Annotated in this window: 11 protein-coding genes; 3 read left to right on the top strand and 8 right to left on the bottom strand. The window is 68.6% G+C overall.

Annotation, left to right across the window (positions count from 1 at the left end; translation table 11 throughout):
• Window positions 1-82 precede the first annotated feature (82 nt).
• The 3 genes from G7Z13_RS34235 to G7Z13_RS26560 all read right to left on the bottom strand — a co-directional run bounded on the left by G7Z13_RS34235 (window position 83) and on the right by G7Z13_RS26560 (window position 1,849).
• Complete coding sequence (locus tag G7Z13_RS34235; RefSeq protein ID WP_346768000.1) at window positions 83-616, bottom strand: tetratricopeptide repeat protein; 534 nt, start codon at window positions 614-616, stop codon at window positions 83-85.
• Complete coding sequence (locus G7Z13_RS26565) at window positions 613-1,269, bottom strand: class I SAM-dependent methyltransferase (RefSeq protein ID WP_166002741.1); 657 nt, start codon at window positions 1,267-1,269, stop codon at window positions 613-615. Before G7Z13_RS26565 ends, G7Z13_RS34235 begins: the two co-directional genes overlap by 4 nt.
• Before the next feature lie 79 nt (window positions 1,270-1,348).
• The gene (locus G7Z13_RS26560) at window positions 1,349-1,849 is read right to left on the bottom strand and encodes a hypothetical protein (protein WP_166002740.1); all 501 of its coding nucleotides are present in this window, start codon (window positions 1,847-1,849) and stop codon (window positions 1,349-1,351) included.
• 323 nt (window positions 1,850-2,172) lie between these two features.
• On the opposite strand from G7Z13_RS26560, the gene G7Z13_RS26555 reads away from it, so the two are divergent.
• Entirely contained in the window at window positions 2,173-2,925 is a 753-nt protein-coding gene (locus G7Z13_RS26555; RefSeq protein WP_166002739.1) for a DUF6879 family protein, read from the top strand.
• Window positions 2,926-2,935: 10 nt separating this feature from the next.
• Entirely contained in the window at window positions 2,936-3,787 is an 852-nt protein-coding gene (locus G7Z13_RS26550) for a helix-turn-helix transcriptional regulator (RefSeq protein WP_166002738.1), read from the top strand.
• Between the two features lie 130 nt (window positions 3,788-3,917).
• Here G7Z13_RS26550 and G7Z13_RS26545 read toward each other — a convergent pair whose 3' ends face one another.
• The 3 genes from G7Z13_RS26545 to G7Z13_RS26535 all read right to left on the bottom strand — a co-directional run bounded on the left by G7Z13_RS26545 (window position 3,918) and on the right by G7Z13_RS26535 (window position 6,127).
• A complete protein-coding gene (locus G7Z13_RS26545; protein WP_166002737.1) occupies window positions 3,918-4,793 on the bottom strand; it encodes a hypothetical protein in 876 nt (291 codons plus the stop codon).
• A gap of 303 nt (window positions 4,794-5,096) precedes the next feature.
• Complete coding sequence (locus tag G7Z13_RS26540) at window positions 5,097-5,300, bottom strand: DUF397 domain-containing protein (RefSeq protein WP_166002736.1); 204 nt, start codon at window positions 5,298-5,300, stop codon at window positions 5,097-5,099.
• On the bottom strand, window positions 5,297-6,127 hold the full coding sequence (locus tag G7Z13_RS26535; protein ID WP_166002735.1) for a helix-turn-helix transcriptional regulator: 831 nt from the start codon (window positions 6,125-6,127) through the stop codon (window positions 5,297-5,299). The genes G7Z13_RS26540 and G7Z13_RS26535 overlap by 4 nt, the downstream gene beginning before the upstream one ends.
• A gap of 162 nt (window positions 6,128-6,289) precedes the next feature.
• Here G7Z13_RS26535 and G7Z13_RS26530 point away from each other — a divergent pair, with 162 nt between their 5' ends.
• Window positions 6,290-6,880, top strand: coding sequence for an ATP-binding protein (locus G7Z13_RS26530; protein WP_240926353.1), 591 nt, complete (start codon window positions 6,290-6,292; stop codon window positions 6,878-6,880).
• On the opposite strand, the gene pglX is transcribed toward G7Z13_RS26530, so the two are convergent.
• Window positions 6,807-10,430: a BREX-2 system adenine-specific DNA-methyltransferase PglX gene (gene pglX / locus G7Z13_RS26525; RefSeq protein ID WP_166002734.1), complete on the bottom strand. Its 3,624-nt coding sequence runs from the start codon at window positions 10,428-10,430 to the stop codon at window positions 6,807-6,809. The genes G7Z13_RS26530 and pglX overlap by 74 nt on opposite strands.
• Window positions 10,427-15,094 carry a BREX system serine/threonine kinase PglW gene (gene pglW, locus G7Z13_RS26520; RefSeq protein ID WP_166002733.1) on the bottom strand — a complete coding sequence of 1,556 codons (4,668 nt, stop codon included), beginning with the start codon at window positions 15,092-15,094 and terminating at the stop codon, window positions 10,427-10,429. Before pglW ends, pglX begins: the two co-directional genes overlap by 4 nt.
• Window positions 15,095-15,158: the final 64 nt, after the last annotated feature.

The raw sequence follows: 15,158 nt of genomic DNA, 5'->3' as shown, positions 1-15,158 counted from the left end.
GGATGGCCGGTGCGGCGGGCCGGCCGGCCTGGCCGGCGGCGGGGACGGATCCGGTCGTGCGGTGACCGGGCGGGAACGACGCTCACGGCGTCGGCCGGTTCAGGTCGGACGGTTTCGCGGCGTCTGCACTCTTCGTCCCCCTCGTACTGAACGTCACCCGCACGGCCTGCGCACAGCACCCTACATCGGTACTCCCGTCGCCCTCCTGCCATATGCTCTCGCGCACCGTCCCTGCGGGCCGCTCCGGTCCCGCCGTGGGTACTACGGCCGCCTCGGCGTACCTGCCCAGCCGGAACAGTGCCCGCCCTGCCCTGGAGCGGGCGGCGAGGACCGCGCGGTGGTCCGCGCCGAGGTGTCGCTGTGCGAGGTCCGCGGCGTTCCGGGCGGCCTCCCAGGCGGAGAGGTAGTCACCGGTCCGGTGCAGGGCGACGGACAGCCGGGTCGCGACGGCCAGGGCGTCGGCGGCGGACGGCCCGCCGATGTGCCCCAGCAGGGCCAGCGTGTGAGGTACCGGCAGGCGCAGTCGGGGATCGTGCGGACCGGCGTCGGGTACGCCGGGCACGGCCGCGTCGAGCAGCCGGACGGCTGTCGTGTCGAGGGCGGGCGGGTCCGTCACGGAGCGACCGCGCGTACGAGGAGCGTCCCGATGTGCCCGGGCTGGGGCGCGTCGAGCACCCGCGCGTCGGCCGTGGCGAACCCGGCCCGGGTGAGCAGGCGCTCCCAGACGGCCGGCCGGTAGCTGTAGCGGTAGGTGAACATCGCCTTTCCGGCGAAGCCTCCCTTGTACATGCCCTGCGGCCCGTACGCGCCGGGGATGGCCGGCGGCTGCGAGAACACGAAGACGCCACGGGGCCTGAGCCTTCGGCGGACAAGGGGGAAGAGACGGCCCGGGTCGGTGAACCAGGCGGCTCCGAAGATCGAGTAGATCGCGTCGTACACCTCCTCGTGCTCACTCAGGTACTCCAGCACCTCGGAGCACACGAACTCCGCGCCGGTGCCGTCCCACTTCGTCGTGGTCTTCTCCACCATGACGGGAGACAGGTCGACGCCCCGAGCGGCGATGCCGCGCTCGGCGAGGTGGGCGAGGGCGCGGCCTGTGCCGCAGCCGATCTCCAGCACGCGGCGCGGGTCGCCCAGCAGCTCCGGGCCGGGTCCGTGACCGGCGTACTGGGTCCAGCAGAAGCTCGGCTCCGCGTCGTCCTTGAAGGCGGAAGCGGCGAACGTGTCCCACAGCTCCGTCTCGGCGGCGATGTCGTGTTGTGCGGGCAAGGCGGTTCCTCTGCGCAAGGGCCGGCCCCTGCCCTCCCGGGTACCGAGGACAGGGGGACAGGGGCCAGGGTAGGGCCGTTCAGTGGCTGTCGGGGACCTTGTTGTCGCACGGCGAGCAGTCCGTGCCGTCGATCGCCCACAGCTCCTCGTCGATGTCGAAACCGATGGACTTCAGGAAGTCCGCCGAGCGCAGGCACAGACCGTCACGACGGCGCTCGATGAACGGGGCGTGGTGCTTGTAGCGGCCCTCGTTGTACGCGTCGCAGAGGGCCCACCACACAGGCGTGTCGAGGATGAGCTGGTGCACGCCGATGTCGACGAGCTTGCCGACCCCGAGATGGACCTCCGGGTGCTCCATGCAACCGATGGTGTACATGACGGCGTTTCCGAGGATGCGTTCGGCCATGTCGTGGACCATCGTGTGGTCGCGCAGCAGCAGGGCCACCTCGCGGTCCCAGAGGGTCATGCCGCCGTCCAGCACGTTGATCGTGAGGTGCCTGATCCAGGGCTGAACGGCGTTGAGGAGTTCCTTCGGATCCCGCGTACGGGTGCTCAGGGGGCGGTCGAGGGCGACGGTCATGGACTGCTCCTTCAGGAGATGGTCGTGCCGGGCCGATGCGAGCCCGTCCAGCCTGTCGGTCCCCGGCTGGACGGGCGGCCCGGGTGCCTTGCGGATCCCGCTCCAGCCAGGACTGCCGACCGACCTGGACGAAGCGGATGGCGTGCCACGAGCAGGACGCTAAAGGCGGAGCGCCGACGGACGGTACGCTGTTTTCTCGAAATTGCTCTCCATGGGCGTGAGATTGCCGGCGTTTTCTGCTGAACCCTGTCCGACTCCGTAGTGCCGGGCCGGACCACCGACCATGCTGATGGGATCGACACCCCGCGGAAGGGAGAGCGTCCATGGTTCGTCGGCTGCGCTTCACCGGCACGGACAGCAAGGTCGACGGTTGCCCCGCCCTGCACACGGACGAAGGCACCGGCGAGATCATCGTTCAGGGCACGCCCGTCACGGACCCCGAAGACCTCGCGCAGCTCAGGCACTTCGGAGTCGGCGAGGCAGCGGTGGCCGTGCCGCGCGAGCTGCTCGTGAACTGGGGACCGAAGGAGACGGAGCGGGTGCCGGAACTCGTGGACCGGGCCGCCTTCCGCCTCCTGTTCGAGACCTTCGAGCACACCGCCTGGCGGCTGGAGACGCGGCGCGGCTACGCGTCGGACCGGCAGGACCCCGACTTCCAGGCGTTCCTGGCCAACGGCTCGTCGCCCTGCGACCCCGACGAACCCTGGTTCGTCACCATCAAGGCCCAGACGGGCGCCGGCAAGACGGTCGGCCGTGTGCGCATCGCCGATGCCCAGCCCACCACGGAACAGCTGTTCCTGCTCGACTACGCCCGGCACAACGCCGGCTTCGGCGAGGACATCCGGTATCTGTGGCGCGAGGACGCCGAGCGAGCCGGCCTGCCCGCCGAGGACTTCTGGATCTTCGATTCACGGCTGGTCGCCCTGCTGCACTTCGATGACGAGGACAACCTGCTCGACATCGAGCTGATCACCGAACCGGCTGAGGTCGTGCGGTACGCCATGGTGCGCGACGCTGCGATGCACCACGCCGTCCCACGCGACCGGTTCGCCGCACAGGTGGCCACGACCGAATAGCGCGTGACCGGTGAGCACTGACTATCAGCAGGCACGGGCGGCGTTGGGTGCGCGGCTGCGCGAACTCCGTTTCACGTGCCCCGGTGGTCGGCTCACCGGTCAGCAGCTCGCGCAGCGGCTCGGCTGGCCGGGCTCCAAGGTCAGCAAGCTGGAGAACGGCAAGCAGACGGCCACCCCCGAGGACCTGCGGGCGTGGGCCGACGCGACCGAGCAACCGGGGGTGTACCCCGAACTCGCCGCCAGACTGGCCGGATTCGAGTCGCACATCAGGTCATGGCGCCGAGCGCTGGCGAACGGCTTCAAGCCCCTTCACGAGGGGCTGAGCGCCGAGCTCGACCGCACCTCCGAGATGTGGATCTGGGAAGAGTCGGTGATCGCCGGATTGATGCAGACGCCGGAGTACGCCCGACATGTCATCCAGCGGTACGCGGAGCTGCTGGGCGGAGCCGGCGACGTCGAGGCAGCCGTCCGCTCCCGGGTGCAGCGCCAGGAATGGCTGTACCGGTCCGGGCGAAAGCTGCACGTGCTGATGTGGGAGGCCGCGTTGCGGTCGCTGATCTGCCCGCCCCCGGTGCTGGCGGGCCAACTCGACCGCCTCACCGGCATGATCGGTATGGACACGGTCGAGCTGGGTGTCATCCCCTTCGCGGCGTCCGTCAAGATCGTGCCTGCCAACGGCTTCTGGGTGCTCGATGACCGACTGGTCGTCGCCGAGGACTGGCACGCCCAATTGTGGCTGGACGACGCCGACAACATCGCCTTGTACAGGAAGGTCTGGAAGACCCTCAGCGAGTCGGCGGTGTACGGGGCCGACGCCCACAACGTCATCGCATCGGCCCGCCGATCCCTGAACCCACGGTGACGGCGCTGCGGGCGTGCCTCCGGGACACAACGCATCACGAGCAGGCGTAGCACCAGCGAACCCGGGCCCGCACCTCCGCCGAAGACGGAAGGCCGCTCCCTCGGGCAGCCAGGAGAGCACACTCGCGGCGTCAGGACCTGGGTTCCTCCAGCTCGGGGGCAGTGGTGTCCGCGCCGTGCTGTTCGGCGTGTGCTGCGGCGAAGGTTTCGTGGTCTTCGACGACTTCACCGTCCACGACTTCCCCGTCCATCACTCGGCGCGACGGTTCTGCCAGCGGCAGGCCGGCGAGGTGCTTTTTAAGCCTCTTGGCCATCGGGAGATAGGTCGCAAAGGTGAGCCCACCGGAGACGGCAGCCCCTACGAGGGGGATGGCCTTCGAGACGCTCTTCGCGAACGAATCCTTTGTGATCTTGACGCCGAGGTAGGCTGCGATCTTCTTCACCATGGGATAGACGACGCCCTGGGTGAGCGCCTTCTGAGGCAGCTTCTTGGCGACCTGCTCCGACATCATCCCCGCGACCTTCCCCACGGCGGCGTTCGCCGACTGGGTGCCGAACATCACGCCGAAGAACAGCGTGAGCACCCCCATGGTCGCGTCGTCGGCGTCATCGCCCTCGTCGGAAAACAGATCGGGCCAGCTGTAGAGATAGGCGAGCTTCTGCGCGATGCGCAGCATATGGCCGACGTACTGGGCCGTGTCGGCGGGCACCGTGGCGGGGAGGGCGAGGATGCCGGGTATCCCTGCGGCGGCGGAAAGGGCGCTGACCTTGGCCGTCTCGTAGCGGATGGAGTCGTTGGCCACCTTGTCGAGAACCTCGACAGTGATGCCCGCCGCAGCAGGAGTCTCTTCGATCGCTCGTCGGATGTCCTCCTCGGAGCAGTGGCGAGCCAGCGCACTCCGGAGGTACGCCTCCCGGTGGATACGCACACCCGGAAGCTTCGCTGCCGCCACCAGCAGCGCGAAGAAACGCGACTCGGGGTTCTCGACCTCTTTACCCTGCTTCATGGCAGGAACCTACAGCAGTTCCGCGCCGCAAGGGCGGGACAGCGTCAGCTCCGTTGAGACCTCGTTATGCGGGTGACGGTGGCGTGCGGGCCGGGTCCACCACGGCGCCGATCGCCCCCGGGAAGGCGACCTCCGCCGAGAGCCGGCCGCCTCCGGCCGGACGGTGACCGTCATGCCGGCCCGTGCTGGTGCGACACCCGGCGAGCGAGGCGCCGGGGCTGCTGAAGACGCGGAGACGGGACGCGCAGGGCCCTTCGGCGAACGGATGCTCGCCGAAGGGCCCTGCGATCGGCGCCACGTCTGTTAGCTTGCCGCGAACTCGACGAACGCGGCCCATGCCGTGGGTTGTACGGCGAGTGCGGCGCGGGTGGTGTCCTTCGAGTCGCGGACGTGGACCCTGGCGGGGCGGACGGCGACCTCGACGCATTCGCCACCTTCCTCGCTGCTGTAGCGACTCTTGCGCCATACCAACTGGTCTATGTGCGGCTGATGTACGTGCGCGTTCATGGCTCTCCCAGCAACTTCTCTACATACGCCAATGATTCACGAGGAGTCAGGGCCTGCGCTCGGATGATCCCGTACTTGGCCTCCAGCGCACGGACGCGGTCCCGCTCCGTCTGCAGGCGGCTGACGTTCTGTACCTCGGCGTACGCGATCCTCCGCCCTTCCTTCGTCTCGATCAAGGTGAAGGGACCGGCCATACCCGCGTTCTCCTCACGGTCGAGCGGCATAACCTGGATTTCGACGTTCCGCCGCTGCCCCATCAGAAGGATGTGCTCAAGCTGGCCACGCAGGATGCCTCGACCTCCGATGGGACGCTTTAACACTGCCTCATCCATGACAAAGCTGGCGAGGGGCGCATCGCGGCTGGACAAGATCTCCTGCCGGACCATGCGGGCGCTCACCCGCTGCTCGACCAGTTCGTCCCGCATGGGTGGTCGCATCATCATGAAAATGGCCCGCGCATACTCCTCCGTCTGCAAGAGTCCGGGCACCGCCTGGTTCGCGTACACATGCAGTTCGACGGCCTCCGTCTCCAACTTGGCCGCATCACGGAAGAACGCCGGATACTGAGCCCGAGCCACCTCCTCCTTGCTCGCGCTCAGCACCCCACCCGCCCCCAGCACTTCATCCGCCTGGTCGATGAACTTCGGCGGCGGAATACGTCTCGCCTGCTCGAACGACGCGATCGTCGAGGCCGAGTACCCGGTCAGCGACCCCAACCCCGCGCGGTCCAGGCCCGCCCGCTCCCGGAACAACTTCAACTGCCGCCCGAACACGCACAGCATGCCCGTCCCGACTTCGTACTCCGGCTGCTGAACCTCGTCGTCCACGCCGCAGCTCCTCTCGTGCAACCGCCCCGTCAGGCCAACTCGGAGCCCGGGAACCGGTCACGCCCACCACCACGTACAAGCGCACCGACCGCGTGTACAGCCCGTACCCGTCAGCGCGTCACTCCTGGTCAAAGCTACGCAGGGTCCAAGACCGTTGACCCTATGAAGTCAGCAACTCCCCCGAACGGGCACATGCCGCAGCGTCCCGCACCCGAACGCGAATTCACCATGCGCTTCACGTCGACGCCGCGCGGCGCCCGCCTCGCCCGCCGACTCGTCTCGCACCGGCTGGACGACTGGGGCCACCCCTACACGGCCCCGGTCAACGAGACGCTCACCCTCATCACGGCGGAACTCACCGCCAACGCCGTACGCCACGGCCACGTCCCCGGCAGGGACTTCCACGTCCGACTCACCTTGACCGGGGGCACCTTCCGCATCGAGGTGACCGACACCCGCACCGAGAAACGGCCTCCGGCCAGTCCCCCGGCGGCCGACTCCCTTTCCGAGTCCGGCCGGGGTCTGCTCCTCGTCGCCACCCTCGCGGACGACTGGGGCGTCAGCCTTCGCCCGGCAGCCCCGGGCAAGACCGTGTGGGCGGAGCTGAACGTGCAGGCCCAGGGCCACCCGCCCACGCACCGGGTGGCCCCTGAACCGTCGGAAATCGATCTGCTCCTGGCTACCGCTTCACTGCTGCGCGACGACCTCGGGTCGCGGCCGGAGGACGCCAGCCACGGAGGTCGTCGTCCGTGAGACCGTGCTCGCCCTGCTTCTGCTGGCGGTAAGCGGCGAAGAAGTCCGCCGGGGAGCCGCTGTAGAGCATGTCGAACTCGTTGTGCCACTGGTACAGCCACGGCTGGAGTTCCAGCAGGCCGGCGAGGAACGGCGTGATCTCCTCGGTGGACAGCGCGGTGTTGGTGAAGTACGTCGCCAGCGCCTGCGCCTGCTCCTTGTGGTCCCAGCCGGCCCAGCCGTAGAGGTCTGGGGTGGCCGCGTGGGTCTGCCCGTAGGAGATGAACCGCTCCTTGGGCACGTCCAGCTTGCCGCGCGCCCTCCAGTAGGACGGGCGGAGGAAGTCGGCCGAGGTGTACTTCGGCGGCACGGGGATGGAGTCCCGGATCTTCCGCTTGGTCTGCTCGTCGGGCGCGGCGTCCTCCTTGCGCTGGAGGTCCCACACCTCTTCCCAGTCAGCGCGCTTCTTCAGGCCGGAGGGCTTGTAGCGCAGAGCGGAGAGGAACGGCACGTGCTCATCGGTGATCAGCTCGGCGACGACCTTGGGCAGATCCTTGCGGGGCGCGTACAGCTTGGCCACGGAGACGAAGTCCTCGTCTCGGGAGAGGGCGTCGGTGAGGCGTGCCAGGGTCAGGATGGTGGGCTGACCGTTCTCGTCGAACCAGAGGTCACGCTTCTCCATACGATCGAGCAGCCAGGAGCGCAGGGCCCTCTCCTGGAGAGCGTCCCAGCCCTCGGTGGCCCAGCGGCGCTTGTACTCGGGCCTCTCGACCATGCCGATAGCCCGGTTCGACTCGATGGCGTCGATCCGCTTCTGCACGATCTCACGGTAGGAGGCGGGCCAGTGGGCGGGGATCTCCGTGATAGGCGTGGAATTGTGCCGCTTGAACCACTCGTCACTGGCCTCGCCTGCGGCTACGCGACGGGCAAGGACAATTTCGAAGGCGCGCTCACCGAGGGCGAGTTCAGGAATGTCGGAGTCGTCGGGATCCTCGGAAACGCGAAGGTCGTCGGAGTGGAGGTTATAGAGAGAGTAGACCTGCCAGTCCAACTCCTCCTGAAGGGAAATCATACGTGCACGAGTAACCTCCCAGGTTCGGCGAGCCTCGCGGAGAACACCGACAGAAAGATTGTCCCCATAGCTAACAGCTACAGGGCTATTAGCAGCAAGCTCCTTAGCAAGGCTATCTAGCCTGACAGCGAGCTCTAGCGGGTACTTCATCGGAAGCGGAAATTTCGCCACGTTCGTGCCCGTAAATTCATAGCGATCAGACCAAGGATGAGCACTAACGCGAGCCCCTTCACCCCCGATGGGGTCACCCCCCTTAGGGTAGCTTACTTGCTTGAGCCAGAAAGTAGCAGTGGAACTATTTAGCACCCCCAGATAATTAAGGTGTTGCACTTCGGTAGCATTCGCGGGCAATTTGATCACCGGAGCAGTCTGCTTAAAAAGAGATTCTCCACGATCAAGAAAGAACTGGCCATGCGAAGAGTCACGCGCAAAGGAGATAAGCCACTCGTGAGTTCCCTCGTCTTTTGGAAGCTGATGCCACTCCCACCAAGGCCGCCCAGCGGCGTAGTAGCTTACTCCGGAGAAAGTTGCACGCCCTCCCAGCTCGGTTCGATAAGGCCAGAGCGCCGACGATGTCGCCACCGTGTAAGGCAAGCTGATCAACGTCCGATTTTCCGAGTATGGATAAAAGGCGCGATTCTGACTTTTGGCATTCCAGTCTCGCACCTCTTCACCAGAAATGACGGGTTTCAAAAATTTCGCCATTTCGGTCGGCCATGCCCGCTGCGCGCGAATCATAACCTCGTCCGCAGCCGTCATGCCTACATACCCGAATCTCTTCGCATGATCCCCAAGGCTTGAGGATGAATTCTCGCTAATCACCTCGTTTAGCTCGAGACCGCCGTCGGCCAAAATCCACGGCTGACGGGCAAAGTAACGCTGACGATCAAGATCATCGACCGAGATCCACGGCGTCACGGAGCCCGGTCTGTCCACTTGACTGACAATCGCAGACCAAACCAATCCCTTCTCCGGACTCTCCGGCACCTGGGGCTCACCCTGGACACTGCGTACGGTGCGTACCGTCTTGGACCGCCCAGCCCCACTGCGCCGCTTGCCAACTAGAATAACCGTTGGCGTACCATGACCAGGAATGTAAGCACCTGATGTGTCAATGACCTCCATAAGCTCAACTCGATCGCGGAAGAATTCCTCGACAAGCCTCTTGCCGAACTCGCGCTTCATGAACGAGTTCGCCGTAATCTGCCCAACAAAACCGTACCCACACCCATGAACATCGCCACGCTTGGCCAATTCAAAGAAACGCTGCGCAAACGGGACTGAGAGAGCGTATGTACCTGCACACACGTCATACAACTCTCTATACAATGAATTCAACTTCTTGTCGCCAACCGTAATGTAGGGAGGGTTGCCCACCACCACGTGATAGCGACCTTGCTGAAGAATCCCCGGATGATCCTGCACGTCTTCCGTGGTGTAAGCAAAGGAGGCCAGCGGGTCATCCATTCCGTCTTCACCTCCGCCAAGCACCAACTCCAACTGTCGGGCCTTAATTAGGGAATCACCTGACGCCAAGTGAATCGGCCACTCGTATTTCGCGGCTTCCGCCAGCGTCAACACGCTGCTCGCCGCCATCGCTGCCACCAGCAGCCGAAAACGCGCAATAGCCACCGCAAATGGATTAATATCCACACCGTGCACTGAGTCCAGCGCCGCTCGCACCCGCTCATGCACATCACGCCCAGGCTGCCCCTCCCCCCACAACCGCACCAACCGCCGAAACGCCCCCAGCACAAAGTGTCCCGACCCACACGTAGGGTCGATCATCTTCAGTTCCTCGTACCCGAACTCCCGCACCGCCGGGTTCATCGTCCGGTCGAGGATGAATTCCTCCACGAACTCGGGCGTCTGGAGCAGCGCGTACGTCTTCCGGGCTGCCTCGCTCAGGTCCTGGTACAGGTCGCCCAGGAACCGCGTGTCCCAGCCCTCCGTGCCGTCCTCGTTCAGCGGGTCGGTGAAGTCGTGGACGAGGGCGCCCGCCTCGTCGCGCTGCCGCCAGAACTCGACCAGCTCGCGCGCACCGTCGTGCGAGAGCGGGATCTGGTACAGCGGGTTGTGCCGCTTGTCGAAGAGGAGCCGGCCCGCCTGGCCCTGGCCCAGTTCGTCGAACGCCTTCTCCAGCCAGCCGCGGTAGGTCGGGTCGTCGTCCGTCTCCACGTACGCGTCGTACCGCGCTTCCGCCAGCTCGCGCCGGTCGCCGTCAGGCCCCGTCAAGTACGGCTCGGGGATCAGCCGGTTGTCCTCGCAGAAGCGGACGAAGACCGTGCCCAGCACCCAGGCCACCGCGACCTGCGTGACCCGCTCGTCCAGCCACGAGTTCCACGTCGCCGCCGTACGTCCGAGCTTGCGGGCCTGGTCGTACTCGGCGCGCAGCCGGGCGTGGACCTCACCGAGTGCCTTCACCTGCTTGCCCAGGTCGGCCTCGACCGCCTTGACCTGCTGCTTCAGGTCGTCCAACAGAGCCTTGCGGTCGATCACTTCGCGTCTCCCTCGACACCACTCGCCACGTTCTCGCCGGACCCGCGGTGGCGGTTGCCCACCCACGTGTCCGGAAGCTGGATCCACTCCCCCAGGCCGGCCTGGTACGGCACGGCCACCTGCCCGAGCCTCGGCTCGCGCGAGGGGTCGTTCTGCGGGACCAGGAGCCACAGCCCCCGCCCGCCCTGCCGGGCCGCCGACGCCAGGCGGTCCAGGACGCCCATCGCGTCGTACCGGGCGAACACCCCGACCTCCGTCAGCAGGACGGGACCGTCGGCGCCGTTGCCCAGCAGCTCGACTATGCGGGGCTCGACCGAGCCCCACGCCGTCCGCGCGTACTCCGCGAACCGCACCGCGCCCTTCGAGCCCGGCTCGGCGGCGTCCGCCTTGAGCAGGGTCTCCCAGGTGGGCTTGGTGCCCGGCGTGACCTGCGCGCGCAGGGCCTGGAGGAACAGCTCGGTCACCGACACCGCCCGCGCGCCCAGCCGTTCGGCGCCCAGTTCCCGTACCGCGTCCCGTACGAGCTGCTGCCGTACGGTCAGCACCCGGTACCCGTCCCGGCGGGCCGAGGCGAGGAGCCGTTCCTCCGCGCGCACCGCACCCGCGAGCTGCGGGTCGTCCGCGTACCGGGTCACCGTGCCCGTGCGCGTCGAGTGCCGCCAGGCGCCCGTCGTGAGGTAGCTGGAGGCGTCGTCCACCCGCGCCGACAGGTAGCGGAGCGTGCCCGTGTCCTCGCGCGTGCTGAGCGACAGCTCGAAGCCCGCGTCGCGCAGCGCCTTGGTGAGCGGGCCGCCGGTGGGCAGTTCGTGGGTGGTGCCGCCGCGTCCGTCCGGGACGACCAGCTCGGGGAAGCGGGCGCGGACCCGCTCGTGGATGTCCTCGGCGGTCAGGCCGGGCTGCCGCCCCTCCGGCACGCCGTCGATCCGGCGCACCAGGCCGGCCTGGGTGAGGCGCAGCGCGCGGACCAGCGGCAGGTTCCGCGGGTAGATCTCCAGGCGGGGGGTGGCGGCGGCGTTGACGGACGCGGCGGCGGCCAGTTCGACCATCCGCCGCTCGTCCCAGTCGATCGCGCCGGGCGGCATGGCCACCGCGCCCAGTTCGGCCAGGACGGTCGCGGCCGTCGGCAGGGTGTCGAGCTTGGCGAGGCGGTCGGCGGCGCGGCCGAGCTTGGTCGCGTAGTCGAGCAGGCCGGGCGCGGTCGGGGTGTCGGGCGCGTCGTGCTCGCGCACGTCCAGGGCGAGCAGGCCCGCACCCAGCGACTCCTCGGTGGCCTTGCGGTTGGGCTGGTGCTGGAACTCGGCCTCGTCGGGGGCGAGCTGCTCGATCTCGACGACGGCGCGGACCGCCGCCAGGGCCAGCGCGCGCCGCTGCTCGCGGGTGGCGAGCTGGCTGCCGCGCCGCACGGCGAGGGCGTCGGCGATCTCGACGGCGGAGGCGACCCGGCCCATGCCGGCGAGGAGGTCGAGGATTTCGGTGCGCAGGGCGCGGACGGCCGGGTCGGCCTTCCAGCGCTTGCGCTCCTCCTTGAGCATCTGCGGGATGCGCCCGGCGCTGAGGCCCAGCGCCTCGGCGACGTCCTTCTGCTTGGGCCACACCCCGATGTCCGGCAGCACGCCGTGCTCGTCGGGCAGGCGCAGCAGCAGCCGCACCATCTCGGCCTTGTTGCGGTTGGAGCCGTTGTTGTTGACAACCGGAACGAAGATCGTGGCGAGGGCGTCGAGGCTGACGGAGCGCAGGGCGCGGGCGGACAGGCCGCCGGCTGCGTCGGCCGTCGCCAGGGTGCCCGCGAGGGCGGACTCGGCGGCGGTGAGCTGTTCCAGCTCCTCCTTCGCCTCCGCGCGGCCCTGCGGCGTGAGCGGCGAGACAGGGGTGGCGCGCAGCCGCTCGCCCCACTCCCGCTGGCGCTTCTGCACCTCGTTGCGGGTCCTGGCGCCGAGGCCGGGGGCGTTGACGAGCTTGCGGCGGCTGTAGTCGAGGAGCTCGCCGACGGTGGTGATGCCCAGGCCGTAGAGGAAGGACTGGGCCGCGCCGGTGAGACCGGAGACGGTCAGCGGGGTGTCGCGGGTCACCTCGGCGGCGAGGCGGTCGCGCTGCTGCTCCGCGGTCTCCGGCTCGGCGTCCGCGATGGCGCCGCGGGGGATCTGCTCCGCCCCGGGGGCATCCGCGCCGGAGCCGGTGCCGGCCGGGGCCGGGTGGCGGCTGCGGTGACTGGAGGGGACGGTGCGCGAGGCGTCGAGGAAGATCTTGCGCCAGGCGTCCCGCATCGGCTTCAGCTCGGGGAACCGCTTGCCGACGTCGCGGTGCAGGGCCTTCTGGAAGAAGGCGACGAGACCGTCGCGCACGGCCGGGTCGAACGCCTCGGCCGCGATGGTCGGGTACGGCCACTCCTTCGGGTCCGTCATGCGGGGCGGGACGCTGCCGTCGCCCCACTTGGGCAGCTCGCGCGAGGCCATCTGGTGCAGGGTGACGGCGAGCGCGTACCGCTCGGCGTGGGAGTCGTAGGTGCCGCGCGTGATGACGTCGACGAACGGGTCGAGGTAGCCCTCGGTGCCCGCGTCGGTGTTCTTCGCCGGGTACCCGGCGAGCGAGAAGTCGATGAGGACCAGCTCGCGGGTGCGGTTGGGGCGGACGCGGATGGCGATGTTGTCCGGCTTGATGTCGCGGTGCCAGACGCCCTCGCCCTCCAGGAAGTCGACCGCGCCGAAGAGGTAGTCGCCGTACGCCTCCAGCTGGTCGACCGGGAGCCGGCCCTCGTCGCGGAGCTGGCGGGCCACCGTCTCCTCGCGGCGGCGGGGCGCCTTCCGCTCGCCCGGCTCGCCGGCGTCGTCGCGCTCGTCGCCCACGTACTCCAGCGCGAGGACGGTGCGGCCCGCGATGCGCAGGGGCTCCGGTTCGACGAGGCGGATGATGCCCGAGTGGGGGCGCAGGCGGCTCATGACCTCGGCCTCTCGGACGAGGATGTCGCCCCGGCTGTCGGACAAGGCCACCTTCAGCACGGCCAGCGGGCGGGTGCGGCGCGCCTCGGCCTCCAGGTCACGGACGAGGAAGGCGCGGCTGGTGGAGCCGGTGCCGAGCCGGCGGCGCACCTCCCAGCGGCCGTCGAGCACGTCGCCGGGGACCGCGTCGAGCGGGTCCTTCTCGGGTGCGGCGGCGGTCTCGGGCGCACCGGCGGACGCGGGGGCGGTGAGGGAGTCCTCGACGACCTCCAGCATCTCCAGGAAGTCGTCGACGCTGTGCAGGCGCCGGTCGGGGTTGTACGCCGTGGCCGCCTGCACCAGTTCGTCGACGTCCTCCGAGAGGCCGTCCACGAGGGAGCTGGGCCGCAGGCCCTCCCCGGCTTCCAGGCGGGCCCGCAGCTCGGCCTGGCTGGCGGCCGGGGCCTTGTCGGTGACCAACAGGTAGGTGAGGACGCCGAGGCCGTAGACGTCCAGGGAGACCGGGTCGGGGCGCAGCGCGGTCAGCTCGGGCGCGAGATAAGGGTCTTCGTCGTCGGCCAGGTGCATCGCGGACAGGGCGGTCGGGGCCAGGCGTGTCCCGCCCTGGGAGGAGTCACCGCTGCGCTGGGTGGCGATCTGCCAGTCGGAAATCTGCAGTTGCGGGCTGAGCCAGGCGGCCTCATCACCGGCCGCCTTCCCCGGGCCACCGTCCGGGCGGGGCAGGACGTGGATGGAACGGGCTGCGAGGGCACGGTGGTGGATGCGCTTGGCGTGCGCGGAGCGGATGGTCTCGGCGAGCTGCCGGACCAGGGCCATCCGGCCGAGGATGTCCAGCTTCGCGCCGTACTGGACCAGGTACTCGTCCAGCTTCATCGTCCGCGGGTCGTAGTCGAAGACGAGCGCGGGCCCCGCGGGGTGCCCGGTCGGGAAGTACTGCCGGTAGGGGACGACGCCCGGGTGCCGGAACCGCTGCAGGACGGCCGCCTCGCGGCGGGCGGCGTTTTCCACGGACTGCCGCAGCGAGGCGTCCGAGCCTCGCTCGCTCAGGTACACGCGGACACGGGCGCGCTCGGGCAACTCCGTGTGGTGCGCCTCGTAGTCGGCCCAGGTCTGACCGGAGTCGAAGGGGCGTCGTTGCAACTCGTACGGGCCGACCTTGTACTCGGCCTCGCTGCGGCGGATGCCGATGCGGTCCAGCTCGGCCTTGATGTGCCGGGAGTCGATCGCGGTGACGCGGCGCCGCTCGTCGCGCGGAGGCTGATTGAGCATCTCGACCAGCTCGTCGACGGTGTACACGCCGTTCTGGTCGTGGGCGGACAGGCGCACGCGCAGCCGGTCGTCGGTGAAGCAGACCGCCTCGCCGATCCAGACACGCCGGCCGCCCTGGCCCGGCCCGATCAGGCTGGACAGTTCCTTGGCCTTCTTGTTGACCAGGTGCAGCGGGTTGCCGTGCGTGCGGCGCCGGCCACCGGGGGTGGTCTGCACCCAGGTGCCGTTCTCGGAGGTGACCGAGCCGTGCCAGTCCTTCAGCTCGATCATGTACACGCCGCCGGGCGCGACGACCAGCAGGTCGACCTCGCGGACGTGGCCGGTGTGCGCGGTGAAGGTGAAATTCGACCACGCACGCCAGGGATCGGTGTCCGGAAGCTTCTGGCGGATCGCCTCCAGGCCGCGGCGTTCGTGCTCGAACTCGGACTCGGTGACTGTGACCCACCGGCCTTCCCGCATGCCTGTCCCCGCTTCTCGTGTCCCTCGAGGGCCGCCGTTCCCCATGGTCGGATCCTCTGGAGAG

The sequence above is a fragment of the Streptomyces sp. JB150 genome (assembly GCF_011193355.1).
Classification (GTDB): Bacteria; Actinomycetota; Actinomycetes; order Streptomycetales; family Streptomycetaceae; genus Streptomyces.
Note: the sequence above shows the minus strand (reverse complement) of the source record. Positions and strands in the feature narration are given on the sequence as shown.

Coding starts and splice junctions, on each gene's coding strand:
- G7Z13_RS26560 (WP_166002740.1), bottom strand. CDS start 1,849: ATGACCGTCGCCCTCGACCGCCCCCTGAGCACCCGTACGCGGGATCCG.
- pglW (WP_166002733.1), bottom strand. CDS start 15,094: ATGCGGGAAGGCCGGTGGGTCACAGTCACCGAGTCCGAGTTCGAGCAC.
- G7Z13_RS26530 (WP_240926353.1), top strand. CDS start 6,290: ATGAAGTCAGCAACTCCCCCGAACGGGCACATGCCGCAGCGTCCCGCA.
- G7Z13_RS26540 (WP_166002736.1), bottom strand. CDS start 5,300: ATGAACGCGCACGTACATCAGCCGCACATAGACCAGTTGGTATGGCGC.
- G7Z13_RS26555 (WP_166002739.1), top strand. CDS start 2,173: ATGGTTCGTCGGCTGCGCTTCACCGGCACGGACAGCAAGGTCGACGGT.
- G7Z13_RS26545 (WP_166002737.1), bottom strand. CDS start 4,793: ATGAAGCAGGGTAAAGAGGTCGAGAACCCCGAGTCGCGTTTCTTCGCG.